General features: G+C 60.8%; 13 protein-coding genes and 1 tRNA gene. 2 read left to right on the top strand and 12 right to left on the bottom strand.

Annotated elements, in window-relative coordinates; genetic code table 11:
• Positions 1-37: 37 nt before the first annotated feature.
• Positions 38-3,286 (bottom strand): hypothetical protein, encoded by a 3,249-nt coding sequence (locus U1A53_RS13850; RefSeq protein ID WP_322281788.1) that lies wholly within the window; start codon positions 3,284-3,286, stop codon positions 38-40.
• A 45-nt stretch (positions 3,287-3,331) separates the two neighbouring features.
• On the bottom strand, positions 3,332-3,883 hold the full coding sequence (locus U1A53_RS13845) for a serine/threonine-protein kinase (RefSeq protein ID WP_322281786.1): 552 nt from the start codon (positions 3,881-3,883) through the stop codon (positions 3,332-3,334).
• Between the two features lie 141 nt (positions 3,884-4,024).
• Here U1A53_RS13845 and U1A53_RS13840 point away from each other — a divergent pair.
• A tRNA-Gly gene (locus tag U1A53_RS13840) sits at positions 4,025-4,098 on the top strand.
• A 4-nt stretch (positions 4,099-4,102) separates the two neighbouring features.
• Here the strand turns inward: U1A53_RS13840 and U1A53_RS13835 are convergent.
• Complete coding sequence (locus U1A53_RS13835) at positions 4,103-7,789, bottom strand: FAD-dependent oxidoreductase (RefSeq protein WP_322281784.1); 3,687 nt, start codon at positions 7,787-7,789, stop codon at positions 4,103-4,105.
• A gap of 72 nt (positions 7,790-7,861) precedes the next feature.
• Between U1A53_RS13835 and U1A53_RS13830 the strand changes: the two genes are divergently transcribed.
• Positions 7,862-9,097 (top strand): PDDEXK nuclease domain-containing protein, encoded by a 1,236-nt coding sequence (locus U1A53_RS13830; RefSeq protein WP_322281782.1) that lies wholly within the window; start codon positions 7,862-7,864, stop codon positions 9,095-9,097.
• A gap of 105 nt (positions 9,098-9,202) precedes the next feature.
• Here U1A53_RS13830 and U1A53_RS13825 read toward each other — a convergent pair whose 3' ends face one another.
• From U1A53_RS13825 to U1A53_RS13785, 9 genes are all read right to left on the bottom strand, one after another.
• Positions 9,203-10,381: a hypothetical protein gene (locus U1A53_RS13825; protein WP_322281780.1), complete on the bottom strand. Its 1,179-nt coding sequence runs from the start codon at positions 10,379-10,381 to the stop codon at positions 9,203-9,205.
• 21 nt (positions 10,382-10,402) lie between these two features.
• Positions 10,403-10,873 (bottom strand): hypothetical protein, encoded by a 471-nt coding sequence (locus tag U1A53_RS13820; protein ID WP_322281779.1) that lies wholly within the window; start codon positions 10,871-10,873, stop codon positions 10,403-10,405.
• 47 nt (positions 10,874-10,920) lie between these two features.
• Complete coding sequence (locus U1A53_RS13815) at positions 10,921-12,204, bottom strand: hypothetical protein (protein WP_322281777.1); 1,284 nt, start codon at positions 12,202-12,204, stop codon at positions 10,921-10,923.
• 110 nt (positions 12,205-12,314) lie between these two features.
• A complete protein-coding gene (locus U1A53_RS13810; RefSeq protein ID WP_322281775.1) occupies positions 12,315-13,523 on the bottom strand; it encodes a hypothetical protein in 1,209 nt (402 codons plus the stop codon).
• Positions 13,524-13,567: 44 nt separating this feature from the next.
• Positions 13,568-14,944, bottom strand: a complete 1,377-nt coding sequence (locus U1A53_RS13805) for a DUF1552 domain-containing protein (protein ID WP_322281773.1) — start codon at positions 14,942-14,944, stop codon at positions 13,568-13,570.
• A 36-nt stretch (positions 14,945-14,980) separates the two neighbouring features.
• The gene (locus U1A53_RS13800) at positions 14,981-17,434 is read right to left on the bottom strand and encodes a DUF1592 domain-containing protein (protein ID WP_322281771.1); all 2,454 of its coding nucleotides are present in this window, start codon (positions 17,432-17,434) and stop codon (positions 14,981-14,983) included.
• 261 nt (positions 17,435-17,695) lie between these two features.
• A complete protein-coding gene (locus tag U1A53_RS13795) occupies positions 17,696-18,973 on the bottom strand; it encodes a DUF1501 domain-containing protein (protein WP_322281769.1) in 1,278 nt (425 codons plus the stop codon).
• A 32-nt stretch (positions 18,974-19,005) separates the two neighbouring features.
• A complete protein-coding gene (locus U1A53_RS13790; RefSeq protein WP_322281767.1) occupies positions 19,006-22,716 on the bottom strand; it encodes a DUF1553 domain-containing protein in 3,711 nt (1,236 codons plus the stop codon).
• Between the two features lies 1 nt (position 22,717).
• The gene (locus tag U1A53_RS13785; RefSeq protein WP_322281765.1) at positions 22,718-23,488 is read right to left on the bottom strand and encodes an aldolase/citrate lyase family protein; all 771 of its coding nucleotides are present in this window, start codon (positions 23,486-23,488) and stop codon (positions 22,718-22,720) included.
• Positions 23,489-23,744 lie beyond the last annotated feature (256 nt).

Here is a 23,744-nt window from a genome sequence, read left to right as displayed (position 1 = left end):
GCGCCCTTGGCGATAACTTTTTAAGCCGCCGCCAGGGTCACTTGGTCACCTTCAAGCCAGGACGGGCTTTGAGCAGGGCATCCAGGCCCGTCTGAGTGAATTTCGTCTCGGTCAAGGTGACTCCTTTCAGCGCGGTCATGGTTTGCAGGTGCTTCAATCCCTCATCGGTGATTCGAGCATCGAAGCTGGTGAGTTGCTGTAAGGATTTGAGCTTGGAGAGAATCAACAGTCCCTCGTCCGTCAAATTGCTGCGACCCAACTCCAAGGATTCCAGCGTGCTGATCTCGGCGAGATGCCGCAGCCCTTCGATCCCAGGAGAGGTATTCGTTGTCAGCTTTCTCAGCTTCAAGGCGCTGAGGTGCGCCAGCCCTGCATCGGTGACCTGACGCTGGACATACGCGAAATCCTCCAGCTTCGGGAAACCCGCAGCGGCGACGGCTTGCAGGCCGGCATCGTTGACCGCGCTGTGATTCGCATTCGTGCGGTCATACAAGAACAGTCGGGTGAGTTCCTTGCAGCCGGACAACTCGTTCAACGTGGCCCCGGTGACGCCCTTGGTAGCGATTTCGAGCACGCGCAGATCTTTGAGCAGCGCGAGATGCCTGATCCCGGCATCCGTGACGGCGGTTTGATGCAGCGCGAGATCCCGCAGCTTGGTGAGGCCGGAGAGGTGAGCGAGGGCCGCGTCATCCACGGCGGTGTGGGAAAGCAGCAGACGCAACAGTTCCTTGGCCCCTGCCAGATGCACGAAACCCGACCCCGTGATGCCTTTGACGTCGGCGAGTTCCAGCGAGGTCAGCCCTTTCATGCCTTTGAGCGCCACCAGACCCTCATCCGTGATTAGAGTGCCGGGAATGGTCAGATCCGTCAGCTTCGTCAATCCGGCGAGCGCCAGCAGCGCCTTGTCATCCAGTTTCATCTGGCCCAGCAGCCGCAACTGGGTCAGCTCCTTGAACACCTGAATCGTGGTCAGCGACTCGGCGGGCAGTGACGGAATGCGGTTCAATTCCAGAGTGCGCAGGTTTTTGAACTGCGTGATGAATCCCAGGTGCTGCGGCTGCAAGGGCGCATTATAGACCGCAAAGTTTTTCATCGAGTCAGCGCTGGCGACGAATGCGGCGAAGCCGCTGCCGGTGACGGACGGGAGATGGGCCATGCGCACTGTCTCGATGTCGCGCAGACCGTTGAACCGGGTGAAATCGTCATCCGTGATCTCCGCGTTCTTGCCGTTTCGCGGGTCGATGGTGATGCTGAGAATGTCAAACCGACCCCCAGGCAGGTCTTTGGCATCTTTGAGCGTGGCTTCACCTCCGCCATTGCGACGGATGCGGATTTCACCGCCAACACCCAGAATCCACTCCGCCGCTTTGCGCCATGAGCTGCTCGCCTCGACGGCGGTCGATGCGGCAGGCGCGGGCATCGTGGCCTTTGTTGGCGCAGGGGCTTCAACTGCCGCTGGAGCGATGCTGGCGCGGCGTTGCGTCAGTTCATCTCGTGCTGTCTTCACCCGCAGCGCGTCGTCGATCTTGTTCTGCTGCGTGAGTTCGGTCTGGAAGGCATCCAGCGCCTTGTCGTAGGCATCGAACAACGGCGCGGCCAGCGCGTTCCGCTGCTTCGCGTAACCTGACTCCGCACCGCGCCAGGTGGACCGCAGTTTTTTCAGCGCTTCCGGCAGCGTGTCCAAATCCTCCGGTGGCAAGCCTTTGCCGCCGGTCATGCGCTCCTTCTCCTCACGCAGCGCAACCGCGTCATCGAGCTTGCCCGCTTTCGCCGCCTCAGCCAGCGCACGATCAAGTGCGGTGGCATAGCCCGTGTTCAGCTTGGCGATCTGTGCCTTATAAGCTGCACCCGCGTCGCGATCAAAGGCGGCTTGAAATTTCGTCTCCAAATCGGCCAGCTTGAGCGAAACAGGGTCCGCTGCTGGCGGCGGCGTGACTGGAACGGCGGGCGCGGGTGCGGGCGCTGGCATCACGGGTTTAGGCGCGGGTGCCGTCGCCAATGCGGATGCAGGTGCGGCGGCGGCGGTTTTCGCCACCGTTTCCCGCAGCACCTTCGCCGCGCCCTCGAACACGCGCAGCTTCCATGCCTGCACCGCATACTTGTCCCGCACGACATAGATCGAGGTCACCGGCTGCTTCGGAAAACCGGGATGATCCTCGCCGGTCCTGCCCAGGGTGTCGAGGTCACCCGTCCAGTCCGCCAGCGGGTTGCCCTTCACGTTCTGACGCTGAATCAAGATGCGATCCGACGCGCCGGGGCCGTCGATCACGCGGATGCTCACATGCACTTCACCACTGGCCGGCCCCCAGGACTGGCCGGCCTTTTCATTGAGCACCTTGCGCCCCTGGCCGTTGAGGATGAGCGGCAGGATGCGTCCGTTCTTCAGCGGCACATCCACATGGATGCGGTCGTTGCCGCTGTGCTTCTTCGCTTTGAATTCGATCTCGTAATCCTGGCAGTCGAAAGCCACCGGCACTGCCAGTTTTCCAGCCTTGCCATCCGGTTGGTACACCAGTTCGCCGCCCTCGCGCTTCCATTCGTTCTTGCCAATCAAGTTCGGCACCGACACGCGGTCGAGCACCGGATCGGTCAGCGCGAGCAGGTCGAGCGTCTGGATGACCGGGCGCGTGAGCAGAGGAGAGGAAACAGTGACAGGCGCGGGTGTGCTGTTCAGCTTGGCGGGTGAGACTGCGGGCGACGGGGCTTTGGTAGCCGGTTTAGGTGTCGCAGGCGGCTGCGGGGTCGGCTTGGGCGGTGCAACAGGAGCAGGGGTCGCCGCCGTCGTTTTCTTCGACGGCGCGGGCGGTTTGAGAAAAACGTAGCCACCAATCAACAACACCGCCGTCGCGCCGAGGCCGATGATCATGCCGAAGTTCGCTCGTTTCGGCGGCGGTGGCGCAGATGGCGGCTTGTCCGCCGCTTTCTGGCCTTGCGGCGGTTTGGGGCCATGCGACGGCGGTTTTTGTGCTGTTTGCTGCACAGGTGCCGCAGCAGGTTGCGGCTGCGTCATCGCACGCGGCGTGGTCAGGATCGTGTCCAGATCACGCCGCAGCTCTGCCGCGCTCTGATAGCGCACCTCACGATCCGTCTGCATCGCCTTGCCGATGATCGCATCAAAACGCGGATCAGTGCCCAGCTTCATGCCCGGCATCGTCCACATCCCGCGTGGAATTTCGCCCGTGAGCATCTGGTAGAGCATCACGCCGATGGCATACAAGTCCGCTCGGCCATCCAGCGGAATGCCAGGGATGAGCGCTTCAGGAGCAACAAAATCCGGCGTGCCCATCGCCATGTTTGTCTTCGTCAGGCCGCCCAGCGCCGAGTCATTCTACTACGCCAAGCCGACGGCCGCCACCTTCACCGCACCGTCCATATTGATCAAAATATTGGCCGGTTTGATGTCGCGGTGGATCACACCATTGCGGTGCGCGTAGTTCAGCGCGTCACACACATGCGCCGTGATGGAGAGCGCGTAATCTTCCGGCAGCTTGCCCTGGGAAACGATCATTTTGGACACGTCTGTCCCGTCAATGAACTCCATCACGATGTAGAGCAGTCCCGTCTGCGTCTCACCAAAATCGTACACGTTGACGATGCTCGGATGATTCATCTTCGCCATCGTGCGCGCCTCGTTCTTGAAGCGCTCGGCGAACTGCGCATCCGTGTCGTCGATCAGATCACCGGGCAGCACCTTGACCGCCACCGCACGGTCCAGCGAGACCTGCACCGCCTTGTAAACCGCCCCCATGCCACCGCGTCCCAGCAACGACTCAAACCGATATTGCGGCAGCATCGCCTGCATTTCCTCCAGCGTCGGCGGCTGCCACATACCGGACGGCTTGGAACCAGAACCAGGGCGGGAGGAGGGATTCACTTCAGACATGGCTAAATCGAAGGCAGGAAATGGCTGTGTGCTTATTCAGAACGATCTTAGCGCCCGTTGCATGCCAGAGGCGAGAATTTTTTGCCTACCATAGCCCCATTTGACATTCCCGGTCCATCGTTCAACCTCCGTCACGCTTCTGCGGGTGTAGCTCAATGGTAGAGCAGGTGCTTCCCAAGCATCATACGTCAGTTCGATTCTGATCACCCGCTCCACGCCTCAGCGCAAAAGTTCAAAGCGTCTCCGCAGGCTCTCGCCGCGTGTCACCTGATTCACGCCGTCTTTCACCTGTTCATCAAGGTTCGCGTCGTAGCCGGGAAAATCCCCCTTCGTGCCGAAATACTGCGCCGCAGGCATCGCAGAATGATCAGCGTGCGTTTGCAGTTCGTTGAAGAAGGTGACGAAGTGCTTGTTCGTCACGAGCGTGCGCACCAGCAGATCGGGGTCGAATTTTCCAGGTGTGGTTTGATGTTGCTTCGACAATGCGGCCGCAAAACCGGCGGCTTCGCCGGTTTGCATCCACACGGGCTCCAATCGAACAGCGCCCCAGGCGACGTGTGTCGCGGAAAGGCAGACGGGAACGAGCAAATTATCAACTCCCTGCGGCAGCAGGCAACGCCACGGGATCTGCGCGGGGCGTGATTCCTCAGTGAGGATGAGTTTGCCGTCGTATGCGTATCCTGGACGGCGGTCGGTGGTGCAGTCGTGAGAATCCATCGACCAATCGGTGAAGGCGATGCTGTCGGCGTGGATCGGGGTGCGTGTCTGATCTTTGGCTGGGCTGTTGTCGTGCTCGGTGAAGACGTGGCGGCCCACGATGCGGCGTGCCTCACGAACATAGAGTTCATACGGCAGGTTGTGGTTGTCCGTGAACTCATCGAGCGGCAGGCCGATGCGGCGGCAGGCTTCGCGCTTCGCGGGCGGCACGGATTCGTCGTTTTGCAGGAACCACATCAGGCCGAGCGCGAAGTTCGTGTGCCGAGTGATGATCTTCTCGCGCTCCGGCCATGTCGCGTCGGGATACGCGTGGTTCTCGCCGGGCAAGATGGCGCTGTTGAAGGTGCTCTTGCCATTAAGATCTCCTGCGTTCATGCCCTTGCGATTGTAGTTCACATACTCGTCGCGGTTGTAGCCCGGTGGTTTCTCTGGCAGGCGGATGTTGCCCGGTTCGTTGCTGAGGCAGAAGCGGTGATTGAATGCCTGAATCGCTCCATCGGCGGTGAAGGGACTTGTCGGATCAATGCTGCCCTGAACGTGTCCGTAAGTGTGCAGGTTGAGTTTTCCCTCCAGCACGTCCTTCGGCCCCTTCTCTCCGCTGATGTTGGTGAAAACTTTGCCCGCATGAGGCTCGCCAAACTCATCGCGGCTCTCACGACCCACGCAATACGGCACCTTTGCCAGCGCGGCGAGATCACCTTCATAAGTGGCATCGACATAGGTGCTTCCGGTCACGGTGATGTCCTTCGTCGTTCCATATTCACGCAGCGTCAGCGCTTTCAGCATCTCGCCTTCTCGTTGGATCGCCGAGGGATAATGCGAGAGCAGCGTCGTGATGTTCTTCTCCGCCGAAACAAGCTTGTTAAACAGATGCTCCGCCACCGACGGCTCAAACCGGCTCATCGGGTAATGCGTCTGCGTGTAGCTTGCCGCGCTGTATTGCCTCGAATCCTCACCAAACGTCTCTCGGTAGTAGTCCTCGATCATCTTCGCGTATTCGTTGAACACCGGCGACCTCGGCCCGCCGTAGAGCGCGTCCCACTGCATCAGCCCGTTCGTCAACATGCCGCCGAGGTGCTTGTTGTGCTGCACGAGTAGCACGCTCAGCCCTTCCCGCGCTGCACGCACCGAACACGCGATGCCGCCCGGCGTGCCGCCGATGACCACGAGATCATACGTCTTGCCGTTCACCTCCGCCGCCGTGCTGGAACGCACCGGTCGCACCGGTCGCACCGGTCGCACCGTGAGCTTCGTGCGTGGCTTCGGAGCAGCCTTCGCCGTCGAAAGAGTCTTCCACATGCCCAGCAGCGCCTCGCCGCGTGTTCGCTCCATCGGCTTTGAGGCCGTTGCTTCGGCCTCATGCACTTGTTTCACGAGTTCCATCGGCTTCAGCGTGCCTTCGCGTATCGCGGTGAGTCCCTTGCCCCAGGCGGCGCGGACGCTTTCGGTGAGCGGTTCGTCGAGGCGGGCGTTGTAGTCGGCAAAGAAGCCCTTCGTGGCAAAATACTGTGCGGCAGCGACTCGTGGATCATCCGACGCGACATCCACATCGTTGAAGAAGCTCAGCATCACATGACTGCTGGCCAGCCTGCGCAACAGCAGTTCAGGATCGAGCTGCGCGGGCGTGACTTTGTTTTGAATCGCGAGCGCCGCCGCATGTCCGGCGGATTCGCAGAGGTTCATCCACGTCGGCTCCAATCGGATCGTGCCCCAGGCGACGTGCGTGCTGCTCAGGCACACCGGCACGAGAAGATTGTCCACGCCTTGAGGCAAGATCGCCCGATACGGCACCTGTCCGGGAAAGGTCTCCACATCGAGCATCATCTTGCCTTCCTCCAGCGCGCCTTCGATGTGGCGCTGCGTGCAGGCGTGCGTGTCGAGATACCACTCCGTCACGCCGATGCTGTCCTCATGCACTGGCGCACGCTCCAGGCCATTGGCGAGCATCGCGTCATGCTGGGTGAAAACATAGCGCCCCGTGATGCGTCGCGCCTCGCGCACATAAAACTCATGCGGACGATGCCCATTGTCGGTGAACTCATCCTTCGCCAGGCCGAACTCACGCCACGACTTCTGCCGCTTCGGCTCCACCGACGGATCGTTCTGCAAAAAGTAGAGCAGCGCCAAGGTCGTGTCCCAAAACGCGTTCATGATCTTCTGCCGCCCCGTCCAATCCGCCTCTACATAGTCCGTCTGCATGCCCACAATCTGCGGACGATTCCAACCACGCTTCGCATTCGGGATCGGCGACACAATGGAGCCGTGCTCCAGCAGTTTGAGCTTCTCAGGATCGTAGTTCGCCGGTTTCTCCACCGGCAGCCGGTTCGCCGGATCAGAACTGAGCATCGTGCGGTAGTTAAACGCCTGAACATTCCCATCCGCCTCGCCCGTGCTCTCCGGCTGCTTGATGCGCTGAAAGCCGCTGAACTTTCGAAGCTTCAGCTTGTGATGCAGCTCCGCCGTCCGCGCCATCTCCGGCATCGCCGCCGCCTTCACCGGCGACATGAAGATCACACCCGCATGAGGTTCTTTGAACTCATCGCGACTCTCACGCCCAACTCGATACGGCACCTTCGCCATCGCCGCGAGATCACCCTCATAGCTGCAATCCGCGAAGACCTTGGCTTGAACGTAAAACGAGTTTTCAACTCGTTCTCCGGGCTGAACGGGTTGAAAACCCGTTCTACGAAACGTCACAGCCTTCAGCAGCGCCCCCTCACGCTCCACCGCCGCCGGATAAAATCCACGCACGACCGTGATATTCTTCTCTCGCGTTACCAAACTCGTCAGCACCGCCTCCGCCACCTTCGGCTCAAACTTCCCATTCGTGTGCCCGCTCTTGCCCGGCAACGCATCGCGATACTGCCGCGAGTCCTCGCCATACGTCGTGCGGTAGTGATCAAAGATGGCCTGCCGCGCCTCATCATAAATGGGGCAACGCTTCCCCTCCCACAGCGTGTCCCACACGCCGAGTCCGTTCGAGAGAATGCCACCGAGATGCCCATGGTGATTCACCAGCACGACACTCAAGCCCTCCCTCGCCGCCCGCACCGCCATCGCGATGCCGCCCGGCGTGCCGCCGTAGATGCAGAGGTCGGGCTTCGACGCTGCGGGCTGCGCATGAAGATGCAGGCTGGCGCAAACGGTGACGAACAGTGAAACAAGACGTGTCATGGACTGGCGGGTCATTTGATGAGAACGAGATCGCAGCCGGTTTCTGTGTGGTTTGTTGGATTGACCAGAGGTAGAGTGTATTTCTTTATGGCCAAGAAACGCCCAACCAAGTCCGTCTCACCGCCCACCAAGCGCGGTGCGGGATACCCCGCCCTCGTAAAGGCCATCTCTGCAGTGAACACCGAGATGGTCACCCGCACCGCCGCCGCTGTGAATCAGGCGCTCGTGCTGCGGAACTGGCTGGTGGGTGCCTACATTGTCGAGTTCGAACAGAACGGCGCGGACCGGGCGAAGTATGGTGCAAGGCTGCTGGAGACACTGGCGGCAGATTTGACAGCCAAAGGAATCAAGGGCCTGGGATTCACCACTCTCAAGATGTGCCGTCTGTTTTTCCAGACCTACCCGGCAATTGGTCAAGCAGTGCTTGACCAATCTGGAGTCAAACTTCCGGTCCTCCAAACAAGTCAACCCGTGGTTGACCCATTGGCGCTCGTGGAGGTCGAGGCGAATTTCACATCCAGTAGGCGCAAAATTTCAGGGACAGTGTCTGCCGAATTGCCCTCGCCGCTGAAGCCCGAGCAACTGGCCCGCATTTCCTGGGCGCACTTCCTTGAGTTCATGCGCATTGATGACCCGTGGCAGCGAGCCTTTTACGAGAACGAGTTGCTCAAGGGGCACTGGTCCCAACGTCAGCTCCAGCGCCAGATCGGCAGCCTGCTTTACGAGCGCACGGGCCTGTCCACGGACAAGAAGGCCGTCATCGAACGCGCCCGTCGGCAGGAGCCACGCGAGACCATCGCGGACATGCTGCGCGATCCCTACGTCCTGGAGTTCACTGGGCTGGCGGAGATGCCCAGTTACTCGGAGGACGAACTGGAGGCGGCGCTGCTGGATCATTTGCAGAGGTTTCTGCTGGAGCTGGGCCAGGGCTTCTGCTTCGAGGCGCGGCAGTTCCGCATGACGGAAGGACGGCGGCATCACCGGGTGGACCTGGTGTTTTACCACCGCATCCTGCGCTGCCATGTGCTCATTGATTTGAAGATCCGGCACTTCAAGCCAGAGGACGCGGGACAAATGAATTTCTATGTGAACTGGTTCAAGGCGAACATGACCAAACCCGGCGACAACCCGCCCGTGGGCATCCTGCTGTGCAGCGATCGCGACGGCGCGGAGGTGGAGTTCGCCACCGCAGGGATGGACAACAAGCTCTTCGTCTCCCGCTACCTCAAGGCGCTGCCGAGCGCGGAGCAACTGAAAGCCTTCCTGGAGCGCGACCGCGCGGAGATCAAGACGCTAACCCGCAGCTCCCGCGCCAAAGACTGATGAGGCAGAGACGAGGACGAGGAAGGTGAGGAGCTATTTCGTGATTCGTAGATTCGACTGGCCGTCGAATCCCGAGGAACGTTCGGCTTCGATTGCCAATCGGAGCTACGGCACGCGCACGGCCTCGCTGGGGGGCGATTCGTTGCCGCCGATGTCGAGGAAGATCATGGTGTAGCTGTGAGAGTCTTTGGTTTCATCCACGAGGCTGTGAGCACGCAGTTCCTCGGGTGTCGAATCGCGGCCGGTGGCGAGGAAGGCGTCTTCGTCGATGCCGATCTCTTTCCACAACTTGCCATCGCGATGAAGGCGGATGGCACGCAGGCCCCCTTCCAGGTTTGGAACGATGCGCCAGGAAAGATGAATGCCATTAACTTCGCGTTTGGCCGTGAGCGAGGGGGCGTGGAGTGGCGGAGCCTTGGGCTTCAGGGTGCCATGCTCGGAAAACTCGCGCCACAGCGCGGCGAAGGTGTCGTTGGGTTGCCAGGGCGTGGATGCATCCGTGGAAGGCGGGGCGCTGGCTTGGCCTGAAAGCAAGGCATCGAAGAAGTTGATGCTCATCAGCCGCGAATCGTCACAACCATGCTCGGAGCGTGGATCAATGACGCGGCAGACTTTGCCGCCTTGCTCGCGCAATTCGCGATACATCGTGTTCATCGGCTCCCACGAAACGAAATGGCTGGAGGTGGGCACGGACTCGCGCTTGCCCCAGACGAACAGCAGCGGCAGATCGCGGGCGATGGGGCCGAATTTCGCGCGAAACTCCGGCACGCCGAATTGCTTATGACATCCGCCGCGAAACGAGGCCGCGAGCACGCGCTTCGGATGCCGCGTGATCATCTGCGCGGACCAGCTTGAGCCGCCGGAGTGACCCCACAACACCCACGGCGCGTCTTTAAGCTCAGGCCGCTTCGAGCGCTGCGCGAAGTCTTCCAGCGCGGTGAGCAAGGCGTGTTCGGAGCCGCTGTCGGGGTCGTTCCACTCATCGCAGCCCTTGGCCACCTGATACATCGGCACCAGCAACGCGGCGTCGTGCTTCCACGCCAAGGCCCGCCAGTGCCAGTCGCCGGTGATCGGCGGATGCTTGTCCGGCGAGGCATTGGTGCAGCCATGCTGGTGAATGATGACCGCTTTCACCGGCTTCGAGGCATCCGCGATCCAGCAGGAATACTCCGCGTGCAGAAAGCGGTCGCCATCACGCGGCGGCACGATGAGATCGAGCAGCAGGCCGTCAGCGGCGTTGCAGAGGGAGACGGTGGCGAGGAGGAGCAGGAGGATGTGTTTCATGTTCTTGGTTCGCCTTTGGTGTTACTGAGGCTCATGGCTTCTTGTGGTGTTCAGGTCGAAGCGTCCCTGCGCTTCCTTCCATCTGGGCGGAAACACGGGACTCTTGATGCCGAACGGACAGAGATCGCTGTCGCCATAATACAGCCGCTCGATGTTCGATGTAAAGCGTCCGCAACAATGCAACGAGAAGACCGTGAAGCGGTCAGTGACTCTGTAAGCAGAAATGTCGACCCACTCCGGCACCGCATCATCTCGGCACAGCAACTGAACGACCTCAACGGTAGAAAGGGGCGAACCGAGGTCGCCGACTCCCAATGGATCATCTGGATAAACAGTCACGTCTGCTTCCAGTGGGCTCTCATCAAAGGACTGGTTCAAGTAAACCACATATCGGTAATCCGTCGGCAAATCGTTCGTAACCACGGTCAAAGCGAACTGCCTCGATGCTTCGGATGCTCCACGAAGTGCTTGCTCGAATTTCGCTCTCGTCATATGGGCGCTGCGTGGTTAGACGAACAAAGAAACAGAACAGCGAAGCGTCAGTATTTCGGAAAAATGGCTGGGGTCGGGAAGCGCTCTTCGAGGTTGTCGTTGAGGTATTCCTCGCGTGGCACTTGGACTTGGGGCCAGCTCGTGGGACGGACACGGACGACTCTGCCGGGGCGAATGCCTTCGATGATGAGGTCGGTGTCAAAACGGATCTGGATGCCGCTGCTGCCGAGGGGTGTCGCGCCGGGTGCTTTGGTGACATCTACGATGGGCCCCTTGGAGGCCATGTGCGCAGGTCCGTAGGCCCCGTGGGTGTGCTTCAAGGTGTTCTCGACGGCATTCATCAGGGCGGGGACATCTTTTTTGAAATCGGCGTAGAGCGAGTCGTCCATGCCGCCGAACAAGGTCGCGGTCACGGTGGCGCGGCCGAACTTGCCATACTCGACGTTGTCGATCCACGCGGCCATCCAGCGGCTGCGGATGAAGGCCTTGTGCGTTTCGGTCTGGTTCTTGGCGGCACGTTGCATGGAGATGTCATCGAGCCAGATGTCGGAGATGTGAAAGCGGGTGAAGATGCCATCGGGTGTGGGTTTCCAGGTGATGCCGAGCAGGACGGGTTGGTTGCCGAGGGATTTCTTCCCCGCCGCAGGCCATGCGCCTTCGGCGATGAGTTCCTCGATGCTGAGGCTTTCGCGTCCGCGCCAGATGCGGGTGGCGGCATCGAAGGTCAGCTTTTCTTCGCTGGCCTTGCCGTCGCCGCCTTGCTTCGGTTCGAGAGTGGCGATGATCATGCCTTCGTTGTTTTTGAGGTCCACTTCTTTGAGCTTCCACACCATGCCCTCGCGCTGGCAGTGACTGGGCTCGTCTTCGAGCAGGAGGACGTGGTTCTCAGCGGGTGCGATGCCGGTGCCACGGTTGTGGTTCGCGTCGATCTTCTTGTTATCGACGGGCAATACCGGCACGGAGGAGGTCTTCGGGTCAGGCGGGAGAAAGGCGCGGACGTGCATCACCGTGCCGAGCGGGATGTCCCGCAGATCCGCCGGTGCGCCGTGATAACGCACGATGGCGTAAGGGAGCAAGGCGAAGGGGTGCGGGTCGTTGCGGAAAAACATGCCGGACCCCTGCACGCGGATGCTGCCGCGGCGGTTCGCATGATCCACGAAGACGAGTTCGCCACGGTAGGCGTGCGCTTTTTCGAGAGGAGGGAACTTACCTGCTTCGGGGCGGAAGGGTTCGTCAGCGGCGGTGGCGGCAGTCGTGAGCAGCGAGAGGCCGAGGCACAGTTGGTAAAAGATTTGGGGTAAAAGATTCAGGAAGCTGTCTTCATTTTTCACCCGGAATATTTTACCAGCTTCAGTGGCGGGCGCTGGGCATGAGTGGAGTGTTGGAGTGATCATTTTCGACAGCAGAATGGGGACAAAAGAATGAAGGGACAGTGATGGGATCAGTAGTTCGGAAAGATGGCCGGTGTCGGGAAGCGCTCGTCGATGTTGGAGGCTCCGTTGCCGAGATATTCTTCGCGTGGCAGGTGGACATCCGGCCAGCTATTCGGGCGGACTTTGACGATGCGCGTGGGGCGCATTCCTTCGGTGATGAGATCAGTCTCGAATCGAATCTGAATGCCGCTACTGCCGAGCGGCGCGTTTCCGGGCAGTTGGATGACTTCCATGAGCTTCCCGCGTGCAGCCATCTGCGTGGGACCAGCAGTGCCGCCTTCGGTGTGCTTCAGCGTGTTTTCGACGCCATTCATGAGAGCAGTGATGCCTGGTTTGAAGTCGGCATAGAGCGTGGCGTCCATGCCGCCGAACAAGGTCGCGGTCACGGTGGCGCGGCCGAACTTCCCATACTCGACCGCATCGACCCACGCGGGCATCCAACGGCTGCGGATGAAGGCCTTGTGCAGTTCGGTTTGAAGCTGCGCGGCGTTTTGCATCGCGTCGTCGTCGAGCCAGATGTCGGAGAGATGAAAACGCCCGAACACACCGCCGGGCGTGGGCCGCCAGGTGATGCCGAGTTGCACCGCTTGGCTACCGAGAGCTTTTTTTTCTTCCGCGGGCCAAGTGCCCTCAGAGATGAGGTGCTCGATGCGGAGGCATTCGCGCCCGCGCCAGACGCGCGTGGCGGCATCGAAGGTCAGCGTTTCGTCGCTGGGCTTCGTGTGGGCGTCTTTGGGGGCTTCGCGGCCGGCGAGGATCGTTCCTTCGCGGTTTTTGATTTCCAGCTCCTTCAGTTTCCAGACGAGCCCTTCGCGCTGGCAGTGGCTGGGCTCGTCTTCGAGCAGCAGGACGTGGTTTTCAGCGGGCGCGGTGCCGAGATTTCCAGCTTTGGTTTTTTCGCGACTGTTCACCGGCAAGACCGGCACGGCGGAGGTTTTCGGATCGGGCGGCAGGAACGCGCGGACATGCAGCATGGTGCCCAGTGGAATGTCCCGCAGGTCGGCCGGTGCGCCGTGATAACGCACGACGGCATAAGGCAGCAACGCGAACGGATGGGGCGCTGTGGTGCGAAAGATGCCCGGCGATGTCACCCGTAGGCTGCCGCGACGGTTCGCGTGGTCGACAAAGACGAGTTCGCCGCGATACGCGTGCGCTTCTTCCAAAGGCGGGAACTTTCCCGCTTCGGGGCGGAACACGTCCTCCTCGGCGTGTGCCATGCACAAACCAAGAACAAAGAACAAAGAACGACGAACAAAGAACATCACAGCGCGACGACCTTGTTGCTGTCGCCGAACTGGTCGGTCTCCACGCCCATGCGCTGGGCCATGAGGAGGAGCAGGTTGCTCATGTGGGCGTCGGTGTTCGCGGGGCGGCTGCAGAGCTGGTAATGCGCGGTGGTGAGCGCTCCGTCCGCGCCGAGAGCGTAGCCTTGGAATCCTGCGGCCGTCTTGTTGAAGTCGAGGTGGCTGCCATGCTTCAGGCCGAGGTCGGAGCCGCCGGCGAACACGAGCGGGAGGTTGGCGTTGCCATGGCTGTGACCGTAGGACATGCCGCTGCCAAAGAGCGCCATCGTGGAGCCGAGGAGCGGCTTGCCGCTGAGGTCCTTGGTCTCCGCGAGGCGGGTGAGGAAGTAGCTGAACTGCTCGATGGCGAAGGTGTCGTAGTTGGTGAGCTTCTCCATGTAACCGGCATCGCCGCCGTGGTGGCTGAGCTGGTGGCGCGACTCGGTGATACCGATTTCAGGAATGGAAAAAGCATCCCCTTCGCCGCCCATGCTGAAGGTGGCCACGCGGGTCACATCCGTCTGAAAGGCGAGCACCATGAGGTCATAAACGGTGCGGAAATAATCGCCCGCCATGGTGGCGGCGATGTCACGGTTGGTGCGCTTGCGGTCGGCGTCGGAGACGGCGGGCAATGGCGTATCGAGCCATGTGTCGGCCCGCCGCGTGCGGATCTCTGCCTCACGGACGGAGGTGAGGTATTGCTGCATGCGTCCTTTGTCCTCCGAGCCCATCTTCTTCTCGAGCTGACGCACTTCCGCGAGGTTGGCGTCAAGCACACTGCCTTTGCGGCGCAAGGCCCGCCGTTGGACTGTTTTGCCGCCTTTCGGTTCTTCGAAGAGCGATGCGAAAATCTCGCTGCAACGACGCATCGCAGGCAGCCGCACGCCATCCGCCGTCCAAGCGAGGGATTCCTGCGTGAGGGCAACCTCCATCGAAGCGACTCGAGTTTGGAGCGCGGTGATTTCCGCCATCTTTTGGTCCACGGAGATGGTGTTGCGATCCGATGGGCCGAGCTTCCCACCGGTGAGCCAGACGGAGATGCAGTTGTGGTGATGACTGAGGCTTCCCGGATGATGCAGGCCGCTGATCGGCGTGATCACATCGCGATGCTTCTCCAAAGGCTTCAGCGACCGGGAGAACTGGTAGCCCTTGCCCTCCGTGGTGATCTGGTAGTTCAGCGAGTGGACGCCGTTCGCGAGGTAGATGAACGCGCTGCGCTTCGGCGTGGCAGTGACTTTCTCCGCCGCGCGGAGCGGGACCATGCACTCAAGCATGGGCAGCGAGATGAAACTGCCGAGTGCCTTGAGCGCGTGGCGGCGATTGAGTAGCCAGGATTGGGAGAGATAGTTGCTCATAAAATGGAGTGTTGGAGTTTTGGAGTGATGGTGCTGTTAGCGTTTCCTCATCAGGTCGGAGAGAGCAACGGCGCGAACGATGTCCTTGATACGGTATTCGCTCTTCTTCGCTTCGGCATGGATGGCTTTGAGGTCGTCTTGATCGTCAAAGCTGAGGGCGCGGCGGAGGCCGTAAGTGCAAAGGTGGTCGATGAAGGCGCGGGCGAGTTCGTCGCGGTCTTCAAGGAGGCGCTGCTTGAACTCGTTGGCATCCTTGAAGGCACGACCGTCGGGCATTTCACCGGCGGGATTCACCAACGGGTCCGCACCGACTCCAGCCGCGACTTTCTCGTGAGTGCGCCACTGGCCGATGGCGTCGTAGTTGTCCCAGGCGAGGCCGAGTGGGTCGAGCTTCGCGTGGCAGGCGGCGCAGTTTGCGTCGTTGCGGTGGGCTTCGATCTTTTGGCGCAGCGTTGCTTTGGGGCTTTGCGGCGTTGGAGGCTCGATGGCGGGGACGTTGGCGGGCGGTGGTGGCGGTGTCTTGCCGAGCACCACCTCGCTGAGCCACACACCGCGATGCACCGGGCGTTGCCGTGTGCCGTCCGAGGTCAGGCCGAGCACAGCGCCCATCGTGAGCAGACCGCCGCGACGATCCTCGGGCTTCAGCGAGACTCGCTGGAAGCCGCCATTCTTCGGCTCTGCCAGTCCGTAGAAATCGCAGAGCCGCGCGTTTGCCACGGTCCAGTCAGAATGGATGAAGCCGTCGATGGGCAGGTTCTTGCCGAACATCTCGCGGAAGAACTCCACCGGCTCCGAGCGCATGCTTTCCTCCAGCCACGCGTCGTAGGCTGGGTAGAGCTTCTTGTCCGGCGGGAACATGCCCACGCGGTGCAGTTGCAGCCATTGGCGTGCAAAGTCGTCGATGAAGCGGCTGGCTTTGCTGTCGGCGAGCATGCGATCAACTTCCTTCTTCAAGCCCTCGCCATTCAGCGTGCTGCTTTTTGCCGCAGTGAAGAGCGCGTCATCCGGCATCGAACTCCAGAGGAAATACGAGAGCCGCGAGGCGAGTTCCGTGTCCGTGAGCCGTTCGCGGGCCACCGTGTCGCCCTCGACGAGGTAGATGAAATGCCGGGAGGTCAGCACGCCCTGCAACGCGACACGATACGCGTCTGCCAGCTTCTCGCCCGCGTCGCGCTCGGTGCGATAGGATTGCAAATACTGCTCCAACTCCTCCTTTTTCACCGCACGACGCCAGGCGCGTTCGGCAAAGCGTTGCAGATGCTCGGCCACCACCTCGGGCGTCGCGTCATCGGGTGGCACCACATCATTGCGCCGTGCTTTTTCAGCCTCCGACACCAGCGGCCCTTCCCACTCGATCCAATCGAGCAGCACCGTGGAGAAGAGGCCATTGCCCTTGTCATCGAACATCTGTGGCGCGTTCGGATTTAAGAGCAAGGTCTCGCTGCTGTGCGTGAAAATGTAGCCGCTCCTGCTGCCGATCGCATTGCGGAAGGCCGCACCAGCTCGGCGATCCACCACATCCGTGGCCACCACGCAGAAGTCCAGCGTCGCGGGCATCTCCAGGAACACCTCGAACTCATAGACCTGCGGTTTGTCCTCCGGCGCCGTGATGTCAAACTCGATGAGCCCATCCACCGTCTCCTCACCCGTGCGCTTGCCGATGCTCAAGTGCGCCGTCTGGCCGCCGAGCGGTCGGATACCGCTGGCCTGGATGCGCAGTTTGTAGAGCCCGCTATGCTCCGGGCCGGTCTTGCCGAGCGAGTTCGGCGAGAGCGCGTTTTGGACAGTGCCGGGGAAAAGGAGATAACGCAGCGGCCGCTTGATGCCGAAACGATCCAGCGCCGCCTGCTGGTCCTTCCCGCCGCCGTAACGAATCTCCGCCGCCGTCTTGCGGACCTTGCGAGTCTCCGCCGACGCCGCAGCAGGAAACGCACGATCCAGCACCAGCTCCGCCGCGCGGTAATAGCGATCCACATGCGACGGCGAGAGCGAAAGCTCCGACCCGATACGTTCAAACCCATGCCAGCGCGTGTCCTCATTCAGCTCCCCCGGCTTGGCCGGATCATAGCGCACGCCGAGCAGGTCATAGACCGTGTTTTGATACTCCTTCCGGCTCAGCCGGTAATGCGACACCGCCGGCCGCGCCGCCATCCGCGCTGCCCGGCCCTCTTTGATGCGCGAATCAAGACTCGTCACAAACGCCGCGATTTCCTCCTGAGTCGGCTTCTTCTCCTTCTTCGGCGGCATCTCGCCCGAATTGACCTGCTCTATCACCTCCGCCCAATGATGCGTGTCCGCACCCACCTTGAAATCGCGCGAGAGCTGGTCGATGCGCAAATCCCCCTTCTCCTTCTCGGGGCCATGACAACTGATGCAGTGTTTCTCCAGGAAAGTGTCATACGGTTCAGCAGCACAAACGACACCAGCGAGGGCAAGGCAGACGGTGAGCGCGGCGGCGAATGAGGATCGAAAGCGAAAACAAAAAGTCATGGTGGGGTGAGATGCATACGCCCTGGGGGCGGCATACTTAGCAGTGCGCTCCCCCCGAAAACTAGGGGGTGCATCACGTCATCATCTTTGGTGAATTCAGATTTGTCTCCCGCAGATTCAAGGAGGCCCACAGATTGGAATTGGATCAAAAGCTTCAAAAAAATCTGCGGGCCTCCCTGAATCTGCGGGAAATCACAACTCATGGCGCGGCTACCCACTCCAGATTGAAGCCCGCGCAGTCGATGGAGGTATCGGTTCTGACTATGCAAAGAGAGATGCGATGGGGTTTCCTTGATCCGTGATCGGCACGGGACGATCTCCGTCGTAAAGGTTCTTGTGGTAATCAACGCCCAGGGCGGCGCAGACGGTGGCGAAGAAATCGGGAACACTGACGGGATTGGCGACAATCTCTTTCGAGAGGTCACCCGTTTGACCCCAGGCACCGCTGTGTTTTAGACCTCCTCCGGCCAGCACGCAGGTGAAGGCGCTGCCCTGATGCCCGCGCCCGCCCCCACTGTCGAACTCTGGGGGCCGGCCGAACTCCGTGGTGACCATGATGAGTGTTTTATCGAGCAGCTTTTTCGCGGACAAATCACGGATCAATGCGGCCATGGCGATGTCGAGTTCTCTGATCAACCCATGCTGCTGGAGAATGCTTTCTTTATGCGTATCCCAGCCCGCTCCATTGATGAAGTTCAGGTTGTGGGAGACTTCGATGAAGCGCACGCCGCGTTCAACCAGCCGCCGGCTGAGCAAACATCGCTGCCCAAACTCACCGCCGTATTCATTGCGCAGGCCAGCCGGTTCGGAGTCGAGTTGGAACGCGCGATTGAACTCCGGGCCGCTGAGTTTCAGACTTTGCGCGATGGCGGCGTCGTAACTTTTCAACTGCCGGTCTTCGGTCGCTCCGGCGCTCGCCTGGAGGGCGGTGAGATAGCGTTCGCGACGCGCCTGACGATTCGGTGTCATCCCCGGAGGCAGTGATAATCCTGCCGGACCGCGACTGGTGTCCGTCAGGTAGAGGTAGCTGGATTGGGCTCCCAGAAATCCAGGCCCGCGCGTGACATTCGGATAGCCGATCAGGACGTAGGGCGGGGCATCGTCGGCCACGGCTCCGCGCTCGTGGGCGATGATGGAGCCGATGGAGGGATAGCTGATCGTGCCGCTGATGGGACGCCCGGTATGCATGCGATTGGTGGCAGCCGCGTGCTCATCAATGACGTCGTGGTGAATGGTCCGCACCGCAGTCACACGGTCCATGAGGGGTGCCACCTTGGACAGATGCTCACACACCCGCACGCCAGGGACCGCCGTTTCGATGGACGGATAGTAGGAGCCAGGTTTGTTTGCTTTCGGGTCGCCCACTCGTTTGGGGTCGAAGGTATCCGTTTGCGCCATGCCGCCTCCCAGCCAGATCGAAATGACGTGCTCCGCGTTTCCGCGAATGAGCTTGGAAGTCGGCTCAGCCATGAGCGAGTGCGGCAAGGCAAGGCTGCTCCCCAGGGTGGCGCCGGTTCTGAGAAAATGTCTTCGCTTCATGGGATGGTGAGTGTTGGCAGATTGTTGGTTGGTCAGGGCATCCAGACGAAACCGCGGTCGTTGATCAGGCTCCAGATGATGTCCTCGTAAATTTCTCGCCATTCTGGTCGCAGACGCGGATCGGGGCTGGGGCCTCGCTGGACCCGATTTTCGTTCTCCTGCTGGATGGTATTGGCGTCCGGTGTCACATGGTTGAGCCAGGTCACCAGACGAAGCGGTTCCAGCGGGGCCGGTTCCGTGATTTGATCCGGGGGCATGAGTCGTTTTTCAAAGCCGGACTTCAACTCAGGGAGAAATGAATCCCGTTCTGAGCGCAGCGGCATGCGGCTGAGAAACCGGAGAAACAAACTCTCCAGCAAGGCTTCCGGTGATTTCGCTTCCACCGCCAGATTCGCCAGTTCGGATTTCCAAGACGCTCGCGACAAGGACTGGGTGAGGATGCCGTTTTCGAGGATGCCGGGCTGGAGCATGTTCGGTTCGGTGTCACGCGCGAAAATTGGCTTCTGACGGGAGCCGTTCCATCCAAAGGCCTCCAACACATTCACAGCAGCCTGTGCTCGCGGCAGCGCCAGGCTGGGCCGGTCCCGTTCGTTGTTGAGGCTGGCGAACATCCAGGCACGACGCGGAAACCCGAGATCCTGCCGCGTCTGCAAGGTTTTGGATCCATCGTGAATGAAGGTCATGGGTTCGGAATCGATGGCTGCCCCGGCTGCGGCGTGGAGCGAGTCCACGACCTGCTCAGCGGTGAGACGCCGCCGCGCTGGCGCATTGAAAAAGCGCTCAACAGCACCGGCGACGGCCAGATTTTCCAAGCCTGCCTCACGCTGATAAGCCGCCGAAGTGACAATGAGCCGGATGATGTGCCGGACATCGTAGTCTGCGGTGAGCAGTTCGGCCGCGAGCCAGTCCAGCAGCTCTGGGTGGCTTGCATCATGCCCTTCCCAATCTTGGACCGGTTCCACAAAACCCGCACCCATGAGACGTTTCCAAATCCGGTTCACCATCACGCGGGGGAAGCGACGATTCTCCGGCGAGGTGAGCAGGGCCGCGAGCCGTTCCCGAGTGTCCTTCGGGTTTTCGATGAGCCGGTCAATGTCGGCATTCTCCGCCACACCAGTCACAGCCGCAAACGGCCAGACTGGCGTCACGGATTCGTCAGGTTTCAGCGTCACCCGGATCAATGACTCGCGGGCTTTCTTTTCAAAAAACGCCGCAGGGACGCGGCTGGTTTTCGGCACCGTCACAGCCTTGCGCTCCAGCATCGCGGCCAGAGAAAAGAGATCGCGCTGCGTGGTGGAGTGATAGGGCGAATCATGACAGCGCGCGCACTGCAACTCGATGCCGAGAAACGTGGAGGCAACGATGTGGCCTTTGGCCGCGAAGGGCGCATCGTTTTCCGCCGCCTGGGCAAAGCCGGCACTGCCTCCGTGAGCGGCATCTCCCCGCATCATGAGCAGCTCCGTGACCATGCGGTCGAGCGCTTTGTTGTCGCGCAAGGCATCGTGGAGAAACCAGCGAAATGGCCCGGTGCTGTTGAGCGAAGCATTGATCAAAGTGGGGTTCTCCGCGAGAGCATCCAGCCACTCGCTCATCGCATGATCCGCGCAGCGTTCATCGGCGAGCAGCCGGTCGATAAGCTTGGTGCGCTTGTCAGGATCGGAGTCCGCGAGGAAGGCCTTCACCTCGTTCGCAGCCGGCGGCAGACCGATGGTGTCGAGATAAATGCGGCGGAGAAAAGCGGCATCCGAGGTGATGGATGTTTTGACGAGCTTGCCAGGATCAACCGGTGGAGACGGCCATTTGGCACCGTCGCGAATCCACGATTCCAGCCGGGCGATTTGCTCTTTGCTGAGGCGCTCGCCGGTGGGCGGCATGACCAAATCTTCGTCGTCAGTGCGAACGCGCTCAATCAACTCACTGGCCGCCGGATCACCCGGAATGATCGCGGGCACCTCCGAATCACCACCGCGCAAGGCAGCCTCACGCGTGTTCAGCTTCAGCCCGCCCTTGTCTTTCTCGCCGTGACAGCGGAAACACTCCTCCCGCAGGACCGGCAGCACCTCGCCATGGAAAAGCCTCGCCGCGTCTGAAGTGGCGGCACTCGCCGCGAGGGCGGTTTCGATTTTCGCATCGATGAAGGCATCCACGGGATGGCCTGCGCGGGGAGGTTTGGGCGCTGGATTTTTCTTCACCCATGCCTTGGCGATGTCATGGCGCTTCTGCCAAAACGCATCGCGGGATTTGGAGGCCTCACGTCGATTGGCGTCGTCAAAACGGGCCAGCGAGCTTTCGATTTCGGCGAGGACCGGCTCGACCTGGGCATCCGTCAAAGGAAGATCCGGCCTGCCCGTCGCACGAAGAATGGAGAACGCATCACCACCCGCCGATTCAAGGGCGACACAGACCTCCCCGGTATCGGTGCGCATATTTTTCCCTCCGACGATCAACTCCAACACCACGCGGGAAGTCGTTTTTATGGGCGACATCTTCGCCGTTCCGAAAACTTCCTGCTGATGGTAGCCTTTGACCCGAACTCCGGGATGAGGCGGCTGCGCCAGTGGCGTCACGGGGTCGAAACCATTTTCACCATTGCCGACCGCCGGTTTGGTTTCAGCGATCAACTCGCCATCAATCCAGAGGCGGGACAGGCCGCGGGTTCGCAGCAGAATGCGGTGTGATCCTTCCGGCAGTTTCACGTCTGCGGCCATGCGCAGCAAAAGCGGCGCTGCCCAGCTCGACCGGATGCCCCAGTCATCGTATCGCACCGGCACACGCGGCAGCAGGAAGGCGTCTCCCCACCAGCGGGCCGCTTCCTGCGGTGTCTCCAGAGAATTGGGCCGGCGGTTGGAGTCGGCGTGCCCTTCGTTGATCTGAATGAGCACTTTTCCTTCGTCGATCTTTCCGAGATCCGGCATTTTCGCGACAGCGGGCAACACCACCTGCGGACCCTCTTTTCTCCGACAATGTTTCGCGATGTCTGCATCGGTCAACGCGCGGCGATGGATGGCCAACCCGTCAAGAAAACCCTGAAAACTGTTGCCCGCGTTGCCGCCCTGAGACGAGCCGATCCAAACATCGTCGTCATCAACTGCGGGTGCCTTCGTGGTGGCACCATCCACTCCCCACACCCCCGCTGTGGCCACACCGTCAATCCATCCACGCATGGTGTCGGGTTTGCCGAACTCATACGACAAAGCCACGTGATGCCAGCCCGTCGCGATCTCGAAAGACGCCTCCGAGTTCCAGATGTGCCAGGTGTTCCCGCCGCCGGGCTCTGGAGCGCTGGCAAAGAGAAAGCTGAGATGCGCCAGACCCGCGCTGCCACCGATGACCCGCAAAGACCAGTTCTGATTGTTGCGGGCAAAATGCGGGGAATTGGTGCGCCCCTTGCCCACGATATACATCGGCTGGCCGGGGCTCAGTTTGTCCACCTTCACCCACGACTCCAAGGTGATGGCATCGCCATTCGTGAAATCAAAAGGGCTCTGCGGCCCCGGATCTTTGATTTCATAACGGGCACCCTTCCCCTTCAACTGAATGGCCGTGTTGTTCGCTTCAAAATCCGGAAACTCCGGCGGACGCGGCCCGGCCTGATCACGCACCACGTTGCCAACAGCAATCAAAGGTGCCGATTCTTCCTGACCAAAATCCAGTTGCAGCACCGGCTTGGAATCATCCGCATGAAGTCCAAAACCCAGGCCATGGAAGATGGCAGACAGCGCGAGTGTGGTTCTCAATGTCATGTTATTTCGAAGGCATGGATGGATTGTCCCGTAGTCCGACGACCGCTGGGTCTGCGCGGAGAGGTTGAATGACTTTGCGGTAGCTCTCGCGCAGGAGCGTGATGTCGGTCTCGATGGCCAGATGGGTGAAGCCGAGCGCTTGTAGTTCGGCAAAATCGTCGGTCTGACGACAAAGCAGACCACAAGCCTTGCCCGCCGCCCTGGCCGCCGCCGCGACTTCTCGCAGGCAGGCAGCGTAATCCATCTGGGTGCGTTCAGGGTGGGATTGAAGGTGAAGTTTCAAGTCCATCGGGCCGATGAAGAGCACATCGACCCCATCAACGGCGGCGATGGCGCGCGCGTTTTCCACGCCTTCGATGGTCTCGATCTGGGCGTAAAAAACAGGAGTCGGCATGTCGCGATGCAGTCCGTATTGAAAGGCGCGCACCATCCCGGCCAGACCACGATCTCCACGCGGCGGATAGCGCATGGCACGCACGCAGGCTTCGGCTTTTTCCGCCGAGGAAACCATCGGCACCATGATGCCGGCAGCGCCCCAGTCCAGCGAGCGAGCGATGAGGTCGGGATGCGGCGCACCGACACGCACGATGGCGGCGGCATGGCGAATGACCTGAATCTGCGGCAGCACCATCGCCTCAGTGCCGCAGCCGTGCTCGAGATCAATGAGCAACCAGTCGAAGCCGCTCGCATCGGCAAGTTCGGCGACGATGGGGGAGCCTGTCTGCAACCAGGTGCCGAGTTGGAGATTAGATTTGGGAAGAGGGGGAGCCATGGGGTGTCAGAGGAGTCTAAATCGTTTTGTGAAAATGGGCAGGATCAACAGGCAGTAGAATGGGGGCAGTAGAATGGCGGCAGTAGAATGAAGTGAATTCTACTGCCGCCATTCTTGATCTTTCTTCGAAAACGTGGACGTGGAAAGTTGGGTTAGTTGTTTTGGATGGAGTGTTCGAAGGCCACAGGGGATTGGAAGCCCAGGGCGCTGTGGAGCCGCACGGGGTTGTAGAAGGTCTCGATGTAGTCGAAGAGCA

Source organism: Prosthecobacter sp. (assembly GCF_034366625.1).
Classification (GTDB): domain Bacteria; phylum Verrucomicrobiota; class Verrucomicrobiia; order Verrucomicrobiales; family Verrucomicrobiaceae; genus Prosthecobacter.
This window is presented reverse-complemented; position numbering and strand designations above follow the sequence as displayed.